We start from the raw sequence: 17,404 nt of genomic DNA, 5'->3' as shown, positions 1-17,404 counted from the left end.
TTCATCAGGTCGCCGGTCGCCGGGACACACCACGCCCAGACAACCTGGCCAGGCTACCCGATCGACCACCCGGGCGGCCAATCGCCCTGCCCCGACCGGCCCGTTGCCGCCGGCCCGGCCGCCTGCGTCGTCTCCGCGCGCCGGCCGCCTGGCCGCACCCGGTCGTCTTCACGGCGGCTGTCGGCGTGCGCCAGTAGGCTCATCGCCGTGCTGGACACCCTTGACGCCGCCGCCGTGCGCCGGTGGTGTTCGGGTGCGCTGGCAGCGCTGCATCGCCACCAGGGCGAGATCGACGCGCTCAACGTCTACCCGGTGCCGGACGGTGACACCGGCACCAACCTGGTCCTCACCCTCACCTCGGCGCAGCATGCCCTGGCCCTCGACCTGGACAACTCCTCGGAGGGGGAGCAGACCTCGCACGGGCGGGTGCTGCGGCTGATGGCCCGGGGTGCGCTGCTCGGTGCCCGGGGCAACTCCGGGGTGATCGTCTCGCAGATCCTGCGCGCGTTGGCCGACGCGCTCACCGACACCGCCGTGGTGCGCGGCCGGGCCCTCGCGTCGGCGTTGACCGCCGCAACCGACGCGGCGTACGCGGCGGTCGCCCGCCCGGTCGAGGGGACGGTGCTGACCGTGGTCGCCGCCGCCGCGCGGGCCGCCGACCGGACCGGCTCCGACGACCTCGCCACCGTGGTACGGGCCGCCGCCTCGGCCGCCCGCGACGCCCTCGCCGCGACGCCCGGTCAGCTGCCGGTGCTGGCCCGCGCCGGAGTGGTCGACGCCGGCGGCCGCGGCCTGTGCCTGCTGCTCGACGCGCTGGCCGCCGTGGTCGGCACCCCGCTCACCGACAGCACCGGCGATCACCCGGCCGACCCCGGCGACACCGGCGATCCCGCCGACCGGGTCCCTGGTAACCCCGGCGGCGCCGGGCCCGCCGCCGACCCCCACAGTGGGGCCGGCTCCGAGGGGTACGCCTACGAGGTGCAGTTCCTGCTCGAAGCGCCGGCCGGGGCGGTCGACCGGATGCGGGCCGCACTCGCCGAGATCGGCGACTCGCTGGTCGTCGTCGGCTCCGACGCCGGGGGCGAAGACGACGGGGGCGAAGACGCAGGGGGCGAAGACGACGGGGACGGTCCGGTGTGGAACGTGCACGTGCACGTCGACGACATCGGCGCCGCCGTCGAGGCCGGCATCGCCGCCGGTCGCCCGTACCAGATCTCGGTCACCCGGTTCGCCGACCAGCCGGCGCCGCCGCTCGCCGGCCGGGCCGCCGTGGTGGTCGCCGCCGGCACCGGCCTCGCCGCCCTGTTCACCGGCGAGGGCGCAGGCGTGGTCGGCGGCTCCCCGTCCACCGCCGAGCTGCTCGACGCCATCCGCCGCACCGGCGCCGCCGAAGTGGTGGTGCTGCCCAACGACCCGGACACCCAGGCCGTCGCCGGCCTCGCCGCCCGGGAGGCCGAGGCCGGCGGCGTCACCGTCGCCGTCGTGCCGACCCGATCACCGGTGCAGGCCCTCGCCGCCCTCGCCGTCCGCGACCCGCGACGCCGCTTCGACGACGACGTGATCGCGATGGCCGAGGCGGCCGGGGCCTGCCGGTACGCCGAGGTCTGCCACGCCGCCCGGGAAGCGCTCACCGTCGCCGGCCGCTGCCGCCCCGGCGACGTGCTCGCCCTGGTCGAGGGGGAGGTGCTGCTGATCGGCACCGACCTGGCCGGCACCTGCCGCAACCTGCTGGACCAGCTGCTCGGCGGCGGCGGTGAACTGGTCACCCTGATCGTCGGCGAGCAGGCACCGGACGGCCTGGGCGACGCGGTGGCGGCGCACGTCGCCCGCTGCTGGCCGTTCGTCGAGGTGCACACCTTCGTCGGCGGGCAGCCGCACTACCCGCTGCTGGTAGGGATCGAATGACGCAGCCGTTGTTGGAGGCCGGATGACGCAGCCGTGCACGATGGACACTCTGCTGAAGGTCAACCTGGGCGCGAAGACCGCCAAGGCGATGGCCGACCACCTCGACCTGCACACCGTCGGGGACCTGCTCTACCACTTCCCGCGCCGCTACGACCAGCGCGGCGAACACACCGACATCCGTTCGCTGGAGGTGGGGGAGCAGGTCACCGTCCTGGGCCAGGTACGGCGGACCACCGTACGGCCGATGCGCCAACGGCGCGGCAAGCTGCTCGAGGTGGTCGTCGAGGACGGCACCGGCGGCACTCTGACGTTGACCTTCTTCGGTAACCAGGCGTGGCGGGAACGGGACCTGAAACCGGGCCGCTGGGGGCTGTTCGCCGGCAAGGTGACCGAGTTCCGGGGCGTACGCCAGCTCAACGGCCCCGAGTACGTGCTGCTCGGTGACGGTGCCGCCGACGGCGAGGTGGCCGCCGAGGACCCGGTGGAGGAGTTCGCCGGTGCGCTGATCCCGGTCTACCCGGCCGCCGCCGCCGTACCGACCTGGGTGATCGCCCGCTGCGTACGGACCGTGCTGGACGTGCTCACCCCACCCGAGGATCCGATGCCGGCGGCGGTACGGGCCAGCCGCAACCTGCTCGGCCTGCACCCGGCGCTGCGGCAGATCCACCGCCCGGCCGACGAACCCGAGCTGTTCCAGGCCCGGCGGCGGCTCAAATGGGACGAGGCGTTCGCCGTACAGCTGACGTTGGTGCAGCGCAAGCTGCGCGCCGCCGACTGGCCCGCACGGCCCCGGCCCCGCGCGGACGCCGGCCTGCTGGCCGCGTTCGACGCCCGCCTGCCGTACGAGCTGACCGACGGTCAGCGGCGCATCGGCGAGGAGATCGCCGCCGACCTGTCCACCGCGCATCCGATGCACCGGCTGCTGCAGGGCGAGGTCGGCTCCGGCAAGACGGTGTGCGCGCTGCGGGCGATGCTGCAGGTTGTCGACGCCGGTGGGCAGGCGGCGCTGCTCGCCCCGACCGAGGTGCTGGCCGCCCAGCATCACCGGGGCATCCAGGAACTGCTCGGCCCGCTGGGGCGGGCCGGTGAACTGGACGGCGACCCGGCCGGCACCCGGGTGACGCTGGTCACCGGGTCGCTGGGTGCGGCGGCCCGCCGGGCCGCCCTCGACGAGGTCCGCGACGGCCGGGCCGGCATCGTGATCGGCACCCACGCCCTGCTGTACGAGGGCGTCGACTTCGCCGACCTGGGCCTGGTCGTCGTCGACGAGCAGCACCGGTTCGGGGTGGAGCAGCGCGACGCGTTGCGGGCCAAGGCCGAGCAGCCGCCGCACGTGCTGGTGATGACCGCCACCCCGATCCCGCGGACGGTCGCCATGACCGTGTACGGCGATCTGGAGGTCTCCGCGCTCACCCAGCTGCCCGGCGGCCGGTCGCCGATCGTCTCGCACGTGGTGCCGGCGGCGGAGAAGCCGGCCTTCCTGGAGCGGGCCTGGCGGCGGGTACGCGAGGAGGTGACCGCCGGCCATCAGGTGTATGTGGTCTGCCCGCGCATCGGAGACGCGACCGGAACCGGCGTCGATGAGGAGCCCTCCGGTGACGGCGACGATCCCGGGGCGCGGCGGCCGCCGCTGGCGGTGACCGAGGTGGCGCCGCTGCTCGCCGACGGGCCGCTGCACGGGCTGCGGATCGAGGTGCTGCACGGCCGGCTACCGGCCGACGCCAAGGACGCGGTGATGCGTTCCTTCGCCGCCGGTGACGTCGACGTGCTGGTCGCCACGACGGTGGTCGAGGTGGGGGTGAACGTGCCGAACGCCACCGTGATGATCGTGCTGGACGCCGACCGGTTCGGGGTGTCGCAGCTGCACCAGCTGCGTGGCCGGGTCGGTCGGGGCTCGGCGGCCGGGCTGTGCCTGCTGGTCACCGACGCCGCCGACGGTACGCCGGCCCGCGAACGGCTGGACGCGGTCGCGTCGACCACCGACGGGTTCCGGCTGGCCGAGCTGGATCTGGAGCAGCGCCGCGAAGGTGACGTGCTGGGCGCGACCCAGTCGGGTCGCCGGTCCCACCTGCGGCTGTTGTCGCTGCTGCGCGACGCCGACCTGATCGGGCAGGCCCGGGCCGAGGCGATCGACCTGCTCGGCGACGATCCGGAGCTGACCCGGCATCCGACGCTGGCGGCATCCGTCGGCACTTTGGTCGACGCCGAACGCGCCGAGTACCTGGAGAAGGGCTGAATCCACGGCCAGGGCTGCGGCGGACCGGGGAACGGCTGCGGCCGGACAGGCGGAAGGGCGCCGACCGGGGGGATGGTCGACGCCCTTCCTCGGGGTGGTGCGGGGGGATGACTTGTCAGTCAGTCACGACCCAGGGTGGCTGACTCAGGCAGTGAAGGTGACCCGCCGACGACGCGCCAGGTAAAACAGCACGCCACCGATGGCCAGCAGCGCGACGGCGCCAGCGGCGAGTCCGCCGGCGGCGGCACCGGTGACCGGCAGGGAACCGCCGCCCTCGCCACCGGTGTCACAGTCCTCCGGCAGCTCCCAGGCGATCGTCTCGTCGAGCGCTGCCTCGCTGCTGAGCACGTGGACCTGGAAGCCTTTGGCGGCGTCGAACTCGACGACCTCGGTGACGCCCGGCTCGACGGTTACCACGATGGCGTCGCCCTCGCTCGGGGTCAGGGTCACGGTGAAGGTTTCGCCGTCCTCCGGATTGGCGAAACCGACGACCAGCTGGTCGCAGGTGGACTCGTAGCCGCCCTCGGGCTCGCCCGGCTCGACGCAGTTCTCCGGCTCAACCCACTTGTAGGGCTCGCTGACCGGCTCTTCGCCGTGGGTCACGGTGACCGGGCCGGCATCGCCAGGAACCTGAATGTCGTCCTTTCTCCGGCCCGGCTCAACGGTGTAGGTCTCGGAGAAATCCCCGGCCGTGACAGTCAGCTCGGCCGACTCGGTTGCGTTCTCGCCGTTGCTTACCGTAACCCAGACGGTACCCGTACAGTCGGACAGGAAGCTGGCCGCCGGAATCACGACCGGGTCCTGGACATCTGGGGTCGGCGTGACATCGGGCGACGGGGTCGGCGACGGCGACTCCTCCGGAGACGGGGTCGGCGACGGCGACTCGGGGATGTCAACGGTGCAGTCGCCGCCGAGTTCGATCTTCCCCTTGCGGAACTTCTGCTCGGCATACCCGTCGTTCCACGCGCCCTTGACCGCCAGCGTGGCCTTGGTGGTGGTGCCCGGCACCCGCTGGGTACCGATGATGGCCGAGTTGACGCTGTACGGGTAGCCGTCCCGAATTCGGGTTCGGGCGATGCCGTCCAGCGTGGTGTCGGCCGGGGTGTGGTACACCGCGCTCAGCCGGAACTTGGTCGCCCTGAAATGCCACTCGCTGCGGACACTCCAGGTGATCTCCCATTCCCCGGTGGCGGTGTCACAGACGGCACTGCCGGTCGGCGCGGTGTAGTGCGCGCTGGCGGGGGTGGCGAGGGCCACCGCGCCGACCATGCCGATCGTCGCGCCGGCGGCGATGGCCACAGCGCGCCGAAGCGGAGACTTCAGACGGTTCACAGGTACTCCCGAGTGAGGGGGTTCAGGTGCCCGGCGCGGGCGTGCGCAACCGGACTGGTGAGGTGCAGTCCATGGTTCGGCGCGACAACGTCCCCGCGTCGTGCGTTGTGCCGGCGTATCCCGCGGCACAGCGCCAGACCTTAGCTGTTCCTGAACTGATGCGGTGACCCACAGGTCTGGCTAAGGATGATGTTGTCGATCCGAGACAATTGATATACGCAACGTGTTTGCTCTCCGCGTACCGGGTGGCCTTTCTTGCCCTCACCTTTCTGCGGCAACAAGGGATGTGCTCGGTCACCTGAGAAGGGACTCGGTCGTCCGGGTCGGCATTCGACCGGTTTGGCTGATCGCGTAGCGTGCCGGGGATGAGCGCACCGGCCGCCGTTGGGGTCCGCCGCCGATGACCCGGATCATCTCCGGCCGGCTCGGCGGCCGGCGGATCGCCACGCCGCCCGGCGCGAACACCCGGCCCACCTCCGACCGGGTCCGCGAGGCACTGTTCAGCACCCTCGGCACGATGACCGACCTGGCCGGGGCGCGGTTCGCCGACCTCTACGCCGGCAGCGGCGCGGTGGGTCTGGAGGCGCTGTCCCGGGGCGCCGAACACGTCCTGCTGGTCGAATCCGACGCGCGGGCAGCCCGTACCGTCCGGGCGAACATCGCCGCGCTGGGAGCCGGCACCGGTGCCCGACTGATCACTGCCAAGGTCGCGACCGCGCTGGCCACGCCGCCGGACGGCGGCGGCTACGACGTGGTCTTCGCCGACCCGCCGTACGCGGTGACCGACGCCGAACTCCGGACCGTCCTGGGCAGCCTCGTCGCCGGCGGCTGGCTCGCCCCGCACGCCGTCGTGGTAGTCGAGCGGTCAGCCCGGGGACCGGCGTTGACCTGGGTGGAAGGCGTCACTGCCGAACGCGGGCGGCGTTACGGCGAGACCATGCTTTGGTACGGTCGGCGATCATGAGACGAGCGGTGTGCCCCGGCTCTTTCGACCCGGTCACCAACGGACATCTCGACATCATCGGCCGGGCCAGCCGGCTGTTCGACGAGGTCATCGTGGGTGTCCTGATCAACCAGTCCAAGGCTGGCCTGTTCACCATCGACGAGCGGATATCGATGCTCCGCGAAGTGACCGGAACGTACCGCAACGTTCGGGTCGCGTCGTTCCGTGGCCTGCTGGTGGACTTCTGCCGTGCCCAGGAGGCGGCCGTCGTGGTCAAGGGCCTGCGGGCGGTCAGCGACTTCGACTACGAACTGCAGATGGCGCAGATGAACATCGGCCTGGCCGGGGTGGAGACGCTGTTCATGCCGACCAACCCGCTCTACTCGTTCCTCTCCTCCAGCCTGGTCAAGGAGGTCGCCAAGTGGGGCGGTGACGTCTCGGCGCACCTGCCCGAGGCGGTCCACGACCGGCTGCTCGCCCGGGTCACCGCGCCACCGACCCAGCAGGTGTGAATTGGGCCGGCCCGGCAGCTCCGGGCGGGCCGACCGAGCCGCGATGAACCGCCCGGCGCGTCGCGACGCGCCGGACCCGGGGTGGGATGGACCACATGTCGTCCGGGGTCGCATCATGATGGAGCGCCGACCGGTCCGGCAGTTGGGATGATGACGTTCTGGCCCGGCCTTGCCATCATGGTGGGTCGACCCTCCGACAACAGGGAGTGAGATGCCGGTGGATCCATTCGACCGCATCGACGAGATCATCGCGATGGTGGAGACCGCGCGGGCCGTGCCGATGTCCCGGAACAACTGCATGATCGACCGGGCCGAGATGATCGGTGTCCTGGACCAGTTCCGGGCCGAGCTCCCCGCCGACCTGCGCCGGGCGGCGGCGCTGCTGGAGGAACGCGACAAGATCATGGACGCCGGCAAGCGCGAGGCGGACCGGATCATCAGCGAGGGCGAGGCCGAGCACGCCCGGCTGGTGTCGGTGAACGAGATCACCGTCTCCGCCGAGCACGAGGGCGCGCGCATAGTAGCCGAGGCCCGCGCCGAGGCGCAGCGGCTGCGCGCCGAGGTCGACGACTACGTCGACACCGCGCTGGCCAACTTCGAGCAGTTCCTCACCCGGGCGCTGGCCTCAATAGAGCGTGGTCGGGACAAGATGCACGCGCTGCGGGAGATCGGTACCTTCTCAGGTGAAGAGAACGAACGCCCGCTGCCCTTCTGACTGACCGGTGCCCCGGTTCGACGCCGCCGCCGCTGCTCGGGTAACCTGTTTTGTCGGCCTCTACCAGGCCGGAGTCCAACTATGCGCAATCACTCGTCGAAGACACTCAACCCCAGGTCGCCGCTGGTTCTCGATACCCGGGAACTGCCGCGTCGCCCTGGCGCGTTGCGTACGGTGAGCCGGGTGGTGCCCGCGCCGGCGGACCTCGGGCTGGAGCTGAACGGCGTACCGGAAGGTGCCGACCTGAGCCTCGATCTGCGGCTCGAGTCGGTCTCCGAAGGGGTACTCGTCTCCGGGACGGTCTCCGGACCGGTCTCCGGCGAGTGCGGGCGTTGCCTGCGCCCGATCAGCGAGTCGCTGACCGTACCGATCCAGGAGCTGTACGCGTACGAGAACAGCACCACGGACGAGACGACCGACATCGACGAGGTGGGCCGGTTGCAGGGCGATCTGATCGACCTGGAGCCGGCACTGCGGGACGCGGTGGTGCTTGCACTGCCGACCACCCCGCTGTGCCGCAGCGACTGCCCTGGGCTGTGCCCCGACTGCGGGGTGCACTGGGACGAGCTGCCGGACGACCACAACCACCAACAGGTCGACCCGAGGTGGGCCGGCCTGTCGCAACTGACCCGCCAAGAGGAGTAAGAGCCGTGGCCGTTCCCAAGCGCCGGATGTCCCGCAGCAACACCCGTTCCCGCCGGTCCCAGTGGAAGACCACGCCGGTGGTGACCGTCGAGTGCCCGCAGTGCAAGTCCGCGAAGCTGCCGCACACGGCGTGCACCGTCTGCGGCACCTACAACGGCCGCCAGGTCATCGAGGTCTGATCCGGTCGTCGTGACGCCGCCGGTCTCCGACCGGGCGGCGCGGACCTCCCGGCGAACGCCGGGTGCCTCGTCTCAGGAGCGGGCCGGTCGGCCGGAACCGGCCGGCGCTGACTCCGGGACCGGCACCTCGCGGATCGCCGTCGACCTCCTCGGCGGGGATGGGGCACCCGCCGTCGTGGTTGACGGCGCTCTGCGCGCCTGCCGCGCCGATCCCGATCTCCAGCTCCTGCTCGTCGGCCCGCCGGACGCGGCGGACGACGTTCGCGCCGCGCTGCCCGACGACCAGCGCCGGCGGATCACCGTACGCCCGACAGGCGCGGCTGGCGGGTCGGCGGCCGGTACCGCCGCAGAGCCCGGCACCGGCCGGGCCGACGAATCGATCTGGGCCGGCATGGCCGCCGTCGCCGACGGCACGGCCGACGCGTTCATCTCCGCCGGGTCAAGCGGCGCGATCGTCACCGCCGCCGCTCTCGGCCTCGGCCGGTGGCCGACCGTACGCCGGCCCGCCCTGGTCGTCACCCTCCCGGCGGTCTCCGGCCCGGTGGTGCTGCTCGACGTCGGCGCGACGGTCGAGGCGCGCCCGGCGACCCTGACCCAGCACGCCCTGTTCGGGGCCGCCTACCGTGCCGTGCGGCTCGGCCTGGACCGGCCCCGGGTCGGACTGCTCTCGATCGGTGCCGAGCCGGGCAAGGGCGACCGGGTCCGGCGTACTGCCGACACCCTGCTGCGGAGCCTCACTCTGCCCGCCGACGGCCGGTACGTCGGGCTGGTCGAGGGACACGACGTCACACTCGGCGATGGCGTCGACGTGGTGGTCACCGACGGTTTCACCGGAAATGTGCTACTCAAAGGCATCGAAGGCGCGTACGCGATGGCCGGCGGCCCAGAGCCGGGCCGGATCGCGCCCCGGGCGGCAGCCCTGCTCGGCGTCAACGGGACGGTGGTCGTCTGCCACGGCGCCGCCAGCGGCGCCGACATCGCCGCCGGTATCACCCTCGCCGCCGGACTGCACCGTGGCCGGGTGACCTCGACTGTCGCCCGGATGCTCGATGACATCACCCGGCTGATCGCAGAACAGGACGAGGTATCGCCATGAGTAACAACCAGTTCCGTCGTCCGCCGGTTGCCCACCTGGAGGCCGCGTTCGGTGTGGCGTTCGAACCGGACCTGCTGGAACGGGCGTTGACCCACCGGTCGTACGCGTACGAGAACGGCGGTCTGCCCACCAACGAGCGGTTGGAGTTCCTCGGCGACTCGGTGCTCGGTGTGGTGATCACCTCGGCGTTGTTCCACAGCCACCCCGACCTGCCGGAAGGGCAACTGGCCAAGCTGCGGGCCAGCGTGGTCAACATGCGGGCGCTCGCCGAGGTGGCGCGTGCCCTCGGCCCCCAGGGGCTCGGCCCGTACCTACTGCTCGGCAAGGGGGAGGAGAGCACCGGCGGGCGGGACAAGGCGAGCATCCTGGCCGACACCCTGGAGGCGCTGCTCGGCGCGATATACCTGCAGTACGGGCTGGACACCGCGTCGATCGTGATCCGCCGGCTGTTCGACCCGTTGATGGCGGACTCCGCGAGCCGGGGTGCCGGGCTGGACTGGAAGACCAGCCTGCAGGAGCTGACCGCGACGCTTGGACTGGGCGTGCCCGAGTACCGCATCGACGACGCCGGTCCGGACCACGCCAAGACCTTCACCGCCTGGGTGGTGGTCGCCGGGCAGCGCTACGGCGGGGCCGAAGGCCGCAGCAAGAAGGAAGCCGAGCAGCGGGCCGCCGAAGCCGCGTGGCGTACCCTCTCCGCCCAGATGGCGGACTCCACTGCGGTCGCCGGCACCGCTGCGCCTGCCAACGAGAGCGGTCCGGCTGTCGACGAGCCCGGTCCGGCTGTCGACGAGAACAACGCTGATGATGATCCGCCTGCCCAGGTCTGAGCAGGCAAACACCACCGGCACCGGTCACGGAAAGGCCTGTCATGCCTGAGCTGCCCGAGGTCGAGACGGTCCGGCAAGGACTGGCCGGCTGGGTGATCGGCCGGCGGCTGGACTCCGTGCAGGTGCACCACCCCCGGGCGATCCGCCGGCACCTGCCCGGCCCGGTGCACTTCGCCGCCGTACTCTCCGGCCGGCAGATTCGTGACGTCCGCCGCCGTGGCAAGTACCTGTGGCTGCCGCTGGACAGCGGCGACGCGATCGTCGGCCATCTCGGCATGTCCGGTCAGCTGCTGCTGCAGCCGGCCCACGCCCCGGACGAGACGCATCTGCGGGTCCGCTTCCGGTTCGCCGAGGGCGACCCGGAGCTGCGCTTCGTCGACCAGCGGACGTTCGGCGGGCTCGCCGTGTCACCCGGCGGCGCCGAGTTACCGGCCGAGATCGCGCACATCGCCCGGGATCCGCTCGACCCGGACTTCTCCGACGCCGCGTTCGTCGCGGCGGTACGCCGACGTCGCACCGAGATCAAGCGGGCCCTGCTGGACCAGTCGCTGATCTCCGGGATCGGCAACATCTACGCCGACGAGGCGCTGTGGCGGGCCGGCCTGCACGGCACCCGGCCGACCGACCGGCTGCCGGCCGCGACGGTCACCAGGCTGCTCGCACACGTACGGGACGTGCTGCGGGCGGCGGTCACCGAGGGTGGCACCAGTTTCGACGCGCTCTACGTCAACGTCAACGGCCAGAGCGGCTACTTCGACCGGTCACTCAACGTGTACGGGCGGGAGGATCAGCCCTGCACCCGGTGCGGGGCGCTGATCCGCCGGGAGTCGTTCATGAACCGGTCGTCGTTCAGCTGCCCCCGCTGCCAACCTAGGCCGCGGGCCGTCCGCCGCTGACCGACGTCAGCTCAGCGCTCCGACCCGAACATCTGCGTCCAGTAGAGGGTCCCGTTCGACGAGGTGGCCGTGCCGACCCCCATGGCGACCGCGTCGCAGTTGAGGATGTTGGCCCGGTGGCCCGGGCTGTTCATCCAGCCCTCCATGACCGCCTCGGCGGTGGGGTAACCGGCCGCCACGTTCTCGCCGATCGCCTGCTCGTAGCCGGCCCGCCTGGCACGTTCCCACGGGTCGCTGCCGTCGCTGCCGTCGTGCGACATCTCGTTGTTGGCTGCCTGGTCCTCGCTGTGCAGCCGGGCAGCCTCGGCCAGCTGGTTGTTGATCGTCACCGCGCCGCACCCGTTGTCGTCGCGCGCCGCGTTGACCAGCACCAGGACCTGCTGCTGCCGGCTGGTGTCCCCGGTGGCGGTCTGCTGCGGCGCGGCGCTGGTCTTCGCCGGCGCGGCGGTGGTGCGCTGCGGCCGGGAGCTCTCCGGGGCGGCGGTGCTGCGGCGTGGGCTCGGGGCAGCCGAGGTCGGCGGTGGCGGTGCCGGGCTCGCAGCCGGGGTCGGGGCGGCGCCGAGCTCGGCGTCGAGCACCTCCGGCTCGCCGATCTGCGGATCCTCCGTACCAGCGGACTGTTCGGTGAGTGGGTCGGTGACCGAATCTACATCCGTTGCCACGACGGTGTCGTCGGTGCCTTCGGTTGAGTCGTCGCCGAACCCGGCGCGCAGCATCGCGCCGCCGCCACCGATCGCCACCAGCAGCACGACGACCAGCGTGGCCAGGGTGACCGGCCCGACGGCGAGTCGGCGCCGTCGGCCGTCGGCAACCTCCGGGTCGGAGTCGTCGCGCGCGTCAGACCGCCGCCGACGGGCCACGCGGGTCAGCGACCCGGTGTCGGTCGGGTCCTCACGCGGCCCCCGGTCGTCGTCGGTCCAGCGATCGTCGCCGCTGGCCCAGCCGTCGTCACCACCGGGCCAGCCGTTGGCGTCGCCGGGCCCGTCGGACAGGTCCCGCAGCACGCTGTACCGGTGCGTCTCGGTCTCGTCGTGCCAGGCGTCGCTGCCGGTCCTGTCGTACCCGTGCGGAGCGTCGGCGTACCCCGGCCCGTCGGCGTACCCCGGCCCGTTTGGGCGGGCGATGAGGTGGGTGTCGTACCCCTCATCGGCGGGGCGGCCGTACGGCTGCGGGTGGTACCCGGCCTCGTGGGGGAGCTGCTGGGTCGGGTCAACGGGGTAGCCGCCGTGGGGTACGCCGTCGTACCCCGGGTGCCCGTCGTACCCCGGGTGCCCGTCGTACCCCGGGTGCCCGTCGTACCCCGGGTGCCCGTCGTACCCCGGGTGCCGGTCGTATGACTCCTGTCCATGGCGGTCCGCTCCGTACGCCGGGTAACCGCCGTCGCCGTAACTGACGCCGTCGTAGCCGCCATCGCCGGGTGACCGGCCGGCGGTCGGGTAGCCGTCGGTCGCCGCCGGGCCGGGGTAGCCGTCGGCCGATGAGGGGTCGGGCCGCCAGCCGGCGTCGAGGTGGTCGCGCCAGGAACTCTGCCCGAACCGGTCGGTGTCCCAGCCGGCGTCACCGGGTGCGGTGTGGTCAGCGGGCGGCGTCGGATCGCCGGGGATGGATCCATCGGCCCGGTCGTTGCGCCGGTACAAGGTCGTTGCCTCCGCAGGTGGGTGGTCGGCCAGCGAGCCGCGTCCGGTGGGACCGGGGGCGCTGTGCCGGGTGCGACGCTAAGGCGTCCGGCGGCGCCCGGCAACGCTGCTAAGACAAACCGGCGATCCAGCTAAGGAAGAGATAAGGCGGACAGCTGTCCGGCTGAGGTTCTGCCGGTGACACTGTGATCTGTGCCGCTAAACCGCCGCTGTTCGCACCTTTTGGGCGATAGATTCGATGGAGGAGGTGGGGTCCTCGTCTGGTGGAACTTGACGAAGCGGCGACTTCGGCGGACCATGGGGGTGTCGCCAGTCGCGCCCAGTCGCGCCCCCGCATGCCCGGGGGTTGACCGACACGAGGGTTCACGGGCGCGCGTTGGCCGGCCTTTCCGGCAGCGCATTACAAGGAGACGAAATGGCGAAGGCCCTCTACGGCCACGTTGGTGCAGCACCCGACCGGCGCCTGCTCGACGAGGTCACCCGATTGCGTGCCACGGTACAGGCACTGGAGTTCGAGATCACCCGGCTGCGGGCGGAGAACGACCGGCTCGCCGCAGCGGTCGCCGAGAGCGACGACCTGCTGCGGATCCCCGAGCCTGCGCTCACCTGATCTCCACGGGCGCCGGTGCAGGCCGGCGCCCGCCGCCAGTGACCGTACGTACCGCTGATCGCACGCACCCCGCGCGCCGACACTCAAGTGCCGGCGCGCAGCTTTTTGTCCGGGCCCGTCTGTGGCCCCGTTCACGTCCCATCCGTCGGCGGCCGCTGTGGCCCCGTCCGGGCCCCGGTGACGGCGCCCCAGCCGCGTCGGATCCGGTGACCGTCCGACCGACGGGTTAGCCTGTGCGGTACTGACCAGCACTGACGGCCGCACGGCGACCCGTCGGACGAGGAATCGGACCGTGCATCTCAAGAGTCTGACGGTGAAGGGCTTCAAGTCCTTCGCCTCCGCCACCACCCTGAAGCTGGAGCCCGGGATCACCTGCGTGGTCGGCCCGAACGGCTCCGGCAAGTCCAACGTCGTCGACGCCATCGCCTGGGTCCTCGGCGAGCAGGGCGCGAAGGCGCTGCGGGGCGGCAAGATGGAGGACGTCATCTTCGCCGGCACCGCCGGCCGGGCCCCGCTGGGCCGGGCCGAGGTCACGTTGACCATCGACAACACCGACGGTGCGTTGCCGATCGAGTACACCGAGGTGTCGATCACCCGCCGGATGTTCCGCTCCGGCGAGAGTGAGTACGAGATCAACGGCAACCACTGCCGGCTGCTCGACATCCAGGAACTGCTCTCCGACTCCGGCATCGGCCGGGAGATGCACGTCATCGTCGGCCAGGGCCAGCTCGACGCCGTACTGCACGCCAAGCCGGAGGACCGGCGGGCCTTCATCGAAGAGGCCGCAGGTGTGCTGAAGCACCGCAAGCGCAAGGAAAAGGCGCTGCGCAAGCTGACCGCGATGCAGACCAACCTGGACCGGCTGACCGACCTGACCGGCGAACTGCGCCGCCAGCTCAAACCGCTGGGCCGGCAGGCCGAGGTGGCCCGCCGGGCCGCCGGCATCCAGGCCGATCTGCGCGACGCCCGGCTGCGGCTGCTCGCCGACGACCTGACCACCCTGCGGACCACCCTCGACAAGGAGATCGCCGACGAGACGGCACTGCGGCAGCGCCGTACCGAGGTGGAGTCCGAACACGCCGAGGTGCAGTCCCGGCTGGCCGAGCTGGAGTCGGCGCTGGCCGAGGACGCGCCGCTGCTCGCCGCCGCCCAGGACACCTGGTACAAGCTCGCCGCCCTGCAGGAACGCTTCCGGTCGACCGAGCAGCTGGCCGGTGAACGGCTGCGGCACCTGTCCGGCGTGCCCGACGACGAACGACCCGGGCGTGACCCGGACCAGCTCACCGACGAGGCGCACCGGGTCCGCGAGCAGGAGGAGGAGCTGCGGGCCGCACTGACCGAGGACCAGATCCGCCTCGCCGAGGCGGTGGAGGGCCGCCAGCAGCTGGAGGCGCAGCTGGCCCAGGCCGAGCGGGCGCTGGTCGCGGCCGCCAAGGCGATCGCCGACCGGCGGGAAGGGCTGGCCCGGCTGACCGGCCAGGTCAACTCGGCACGCGCCCGCACCTCCAGCGCCGCCGACGAGATCTCCCGGCTCACCGCCGCGCACGCCGACGCGCAGGCCCGCGCCGACCGGGCCCAGCAGGAGCTTGATGCGGCCGCCGAACTCTCCACCGAGGCCGACCGGGACAACGCCGACCTGGACGCCCGGCACGCCGAGGCGGTCACCGCGCATGACGCCGCCGCCGCGCAGGTACGGCAGCTGTCCGACGCCGAGCGCCGGGCCGAGAAGGAGGCCGCCACCTGGCAGGCGCGGGAGGACGCGCTGGCGATGGGGCTGCGCCGGGGCGACGGCGCCGGGGCGCTGCTGGCCCGGGCCGACCAGGTTCCCGGGCTACTGGGCAGCCTGGCCGGCCTGCTCACCGTCGCGCCTGGACACGAGGCGGCGCTGGCCGCCGCGCTGGGTGGTCTCGCCGACGCGGTGGCGGTCACCGGCATTGACGAGGCGGCCGAGGCGATGCGGCTGCTCAAGATCCAGGATTCCGGCCGGGCCAGCCTGCTGGTCGCCGGACCCGCCGGGCCGGGAATGATCGGCTCGCCGGACACCCTGCGGCCGGTCATGCCACCCGGGGCGACCTGGGCGCCGGACGCGGTCAGCTGCCCCGATGAGCTCCGCCCGGCGCTGCACCGGGCGCTGCGGGACGTGATCCTGGTCGGCGACCTCGCGGCGGCCACCGCGGCCGTCGCCGACCATCCGCAGCTGCGGGCGGTCACCCCGGACGGCGACATCGTCGGCGCCTACGCTGCCGCCGGCGGGTCCGCCAAGGCCCCCAGCTTCATCGAGGTGCAGGCGGCGGTCGAGGAGGCCCGCAGTAACCGGCTCACCGCCGAAGCCACCGTCGCCGAACTGCGCGGGCAGCTCGACACCGCTCGGGAGGCGGCGGCCGGCCTCAAGGAGCAGGTCGCGCAGGCCGCCGCCGAGCGTCGACAGGCGGAGGGGCAGCGTAACGCCGCCGCCCGCCGGCTCGCCGAGCTCGGCGCTGCGGCCAGGTCGGCACGGGCCGAGGCGGAGCGGCTCGGGGCCTCCCGGGACAAGGCCGCCGAGTCCCGGGACCGAGACCTGGCCACGCTGGAGGAGCTGGAGGAGCGGCTCCGGCTGGCCGAGGCGACCCCGATCGACGAGGAGCCGTCGACCGCCGAACGGGACGAACTCGCCGCGATGCTGCCCGGTGCCCGGCAGAACGAGATGGAGGTCCGACTCGCCGTCCGTACCGCAGAGGAGCGGGTGTCGTCGATCGCCGGCCGGGCGGACTCACTGTTGCGGCAGGCGGCGGCCGAGCGGGCCGCGCGGGAACGCGCCGCCGCCCGCCGGGCCGCCCGGGCCCGGGGCGCGCAGATCGCCCGCGCGGTCACCGCCGGCGCTCGCTTCGCGCTGACCCAGCTGGCCGACTCGATGGTCGACGCGGCCGCCGCCCGGGACGAGATCGCCAGCGCCCGCGCCGCGCGGGAGGCCGAGCTGCAGGAGGTACGCGGCGCGGCAAAGCGGCTCGGGGCCGAGCTGGAGCGGCTGACCAGCGCCGTGCACCGCGACGAGGTGGCCCGCGCCGAGCAGCGGCTGCGTATCGAGCAGCTGGAGGCGAAGGCGGCCGAGGACTTCTCGCTGGACGTGGAGACCCTGCTCGTCGAGTACGGCCCGCACCAGCCGGTGCCGCCCACCCAGGCCCAGCTGGCGGCGGCCGCCGCCGACGGCAAACCGGAGCCCACCCCGGTGCCGTTCGACCGGGCCACCCAGGAGAAGCGGTCGGCGAAGGCCGAACGGGAGCTGGCCCTGCTCGGCAAGGTCAACCCGCTGGCGTTGGAGGAGTTCGCCGCGCTGGAGGAGCGGTACAAGTTCCTCTCCGACCAGTTGGAGGACCTGAAGGCGACCCGCAAGGACCTGCTCACCGTCGTCGCGGACGTGGACGACCGGATCCTCGAGGTCTTCTCCAGCGCGTACGCCGACACGGCCCGCGAGTTCGAGCAGGTGTTCACCGTGCTGTTCCCGGGTGGCGAGGGGCGGCTGGTGCTCACCGACCCGGACGACCTGCTGACCACCGGGGTGGAGGTGGAGGCCCGGCCACCAGGCAAGAAGATCAAGCGGCTGTCGCTGCTGTCCGGCGGGGAGCGGTCGCTGACCGCCGTCGCCATGCTGGTGGCCATCTTCCGGGCCCGGCCCAGCCCGTTCTACATCATGGACGAGGTGGAGGCGGCGCTGGACGACGTCAACCTCGGCCGGTTGATCACCCTGATGGCCCAGCTGCGGGACCGCAGCCAGCTGATCATCATCACCCACCAGAAGCGGACCATGGAGGTCGCCGACGCGTTGTACGGGGTCACCATGCGCAACGGCGTCACCCAGGTGATCAGCCAACGGCTCAAGTCGGCTGACGAG

At 72.5% G+C, this 17,404-nt stretch carries 13 protein-coding genes and 1 pseudogene; 12 read left to right on the top strand and 2 right to left on the bottom strand.

Translation table 11 applies throughout. From position 1 onward, the window contains the following. The first annotated feature begins 207 nt into the window (after nt 1-207). Together O7543_RS11315 and recG are read left to right on the top strand one after the other, a co-directional pair. Nucleotides 208-1,905 (top strand): DAK2 domain-containing protein, encoded by a 1,698-nt coding sequence (locus O7543_RS11315; protein WP_281553864.1) that lies wholly within the window; start codon nt 208-210, stop codon nt 1,903-1,905. Between the two features lie 22 nt (nt 1,906-1,927). Continuing rightward, nucleotides 1,928-4,141 carry an ATP-dependent DNA helicase RecG gene (gene recG / locus O7543_RS11310; protein ID WP_281553865.1) on the top strand — a complete coding sequence of 738 codons (2,214 nt, stop codon included), beginning with the start codon at nt 1,928-1,930 and terminating at the stop codon, nt 4,139-4,141. Nucleotides 4,142-4,285: 144 nt separating this feature from the next. Here recG and O7543_RS11305 read toward each other — a convergent pair whose 3' ends face one another. After that, a complete protein-coding gene (locus O7543_RS11305) occupies nt 4,286-5,473 on the bottom strand; it encodes a cell wall anchor protein (protein ID WP_281553866.1) in 1,188 nt (395 codons plus the stop codon). Nucleotides 5,474-5,873: 400 nt separating this feature from the next. Between O7543_RS11305 and rsmD the strand changes: the two genes are divergently transcribed. From rsmD to mutM, 8 genes are all read left to right on the top strand, one after another. Beyond that, entirely contained in the window at nt 5,874-6,437 is a 564-nt protein-coding gene (gene rsmD, locus O7543_RS11300) for a 16S rRNA (guanine(966)-N(2))-methyltransferase RsmD (RefSeq protein WP_281553867.1), read from the top strand. Beyond that, nucleotides 6,434-6,928: a pantetheine-phosphate adenylyltransferase gene (coaD, locus tag O7543_RS11295; protein ID WP_281553868.1), complete on the top strand. Its 495-nt coding sequence runs from the start codon at nt 6,434-6,436 to the stop codon at nt 6,926-6,928. The genes rsmD and coaD overlap by 4 nt, the downstream gene beginning before the upstream one ends. A gap of 217 nt (nt 6,929-7,145) precedes the next feature. Then, nucleotides 7,146-7,643: a hypothetical protein gene (locus O7543_RS11290; protein WP_123604406.1), complete on the top strand. Its 498-nt coding sequence runs from the start codon at nt 7,146-7,148 to the stop codon at nt 7,641-7,643. 81 nt (nt 7,644-7,724) lie between these two features. Further along, on the top strand, nt 7,725-8,288 hold the full coding sequence (locus O7543_RS11285; protein ID WP_123600479.1) for a YceD family protein: 564 nt from the start codon (nt 7,725-7,727) through the stop codon (nt 8,286-8,288). 5 nt (nt 8,289-8,293) lie between these two features. Then, on the top strand, nt 8,294-8,467 hold the full coding sequence (gene rpmF, locus O7543_RS11280) for a 50S ribosomal protein L32 (protein WP_123600480.1): 174 nt from the start codon (nt 8,294-8,296) through the stop codon (nt 8,465-8,467). A gap of 133 nt (nt 8,468-8,600) precedes the next feature. Next, nucleotides 8,601-9,563: a phosphate acyltransferase PlsX gene (locus tag O7543_RS11275; RefSeq protein ID WP_281555495.1), complete on the top strand. Its 963-nt coding sequence runs from the start codon at nt 8,601-8,603 to the stop codon at nt 9,561-9,563. Further along, nucleotides 9,560-10,393 (top strand): ribonuclease III, encoded by an 834-nt coding sequence (gene rnc / locus O7543_RS11270; RefSeq protein ID WP_281553869.1) that lies wholly within the window; start codon nt 9,560-9,562, stop codon nt 10,391-10,393. The genes O7543_RS11275 and rnc overlap by 4 nt, the downstream gene beginning before the upstream one ends. A gap of 41 nt (nt 10,394-10,434) precedes the next feature. Beyond that, the gene (gene mutM, locus O7543_RS11265; protein ID WP_281553870.1) at nt 10,435-11,289 is read left to right on the top strand and encodes a bifunctional DNA-formamidopyrimidine glycosylase/DNA-(apurinic or apyrimidinic site) lyase; all 855 of its coding nucleotides are present in this window, start codon (nt 10,435-10,437) and stop codon (nt 11,287-11,289) included. Between the two features lie 11 nt (nt 11,290-11,300). On the opposite strand, the gene O7543_RS11260 is transcribed toward mutM, so the two are convergent. After that, nucleotides 11,301-12,926, bottom strand: coding sequence for a CAP domain-containing protein (locus tag O7543_RS11260; protein ID WP_281553871.1), 1,626 nt, complete (start codon nt 12,924-12,926; stop codon nt 11,301-11,303). Nucleotides 12,927-13,341: 415 nt separating this feature from the next. Here O7543_RS11260 and O7543_RS11255 point away from each other — a divergent pair, with 415 nt between their 5' ends. After that, nucleotides 13,342-13,536, top strand: coding sequence for a hypothetical protein (locus tag O7543_RS11255; protein ID WP_123600485.1), 195 nt, complete (start codon nt 13,342-13,344; stop codon nt 13,534-13,536). A gap of 292 nt (nt 13,537-13,828) precedes the next feature. Then, nucleotides 13,829-17,389, top strand: a pseudogene (gene smc, locus O7543_RS11250) (chromosome segregation protein SMC); the annotation flags it as partial. Nucleotides 17,390-17,404 lie beyond the last annotated feature (15 nt).

Source organism: Solwaraspora sp. WMMA2080 (genome assembly GCF_027497395.1).
In the GTDB taxonomy this organism is placed as follows: domain Bacteria; phylum Actinomycetota; class Actinomycetes; order Mycobacteriales; family Micromonosporaceae; genus Micromonospora_E.
The sequence above is the reverse complement of the archived record's forward strand: the minus strand, read 5'-3'. Positions and strand labels throughout refer to the sequence as shown.

Coding starts and splice junctions, on each gene's coding strand:
- recG (WP_281553865.1), top strand. CDS start 1,928: ATGACGCAGCCGTGCACGATGGACACTCTGCTGAAGGTCAACCTGGGC.
- rsmD (WP_281553867.1), top strand. CDS start 5,874: ATGACCCGGATCATCTCCGGCCGGCTCGGCGGCCGGCGGATCGCCACG.
- coaD (WP_281553868.1), top strand. CDS start 6,434: ATGAGACGAGCGGTGTGCCCCGGCTCTTTCGACCCGGTCACCAACGGA.
- O7543_RS11285 (WP_123600479.1), top strand. CDS start 7,725: ATGCGCAATCACTCGTCGAAGACACTCAACCCCAGGTCGCCGCTGGTT.
- rnc (WP_281553869.1), top strand. CDS start 9,560: ATGAGTAACAACCAGTTCCGTCGTCCGCCGGTTGCCCACCTGGAGGCC.
- mutM (WP_281553870.1), top strand. CDS start 10,435: ATGCCTGAGCTGCCCGAGGTCGAGACGGTCCGGCAAGGACTGGCCGGC.
- O7543_RS11255 (WP_123600485.1), top strand. CDS start 13,342: ATGGCGAAGGCCCTCTACGGCCACGTTGGTGCAGCACCCGACCGGCGC.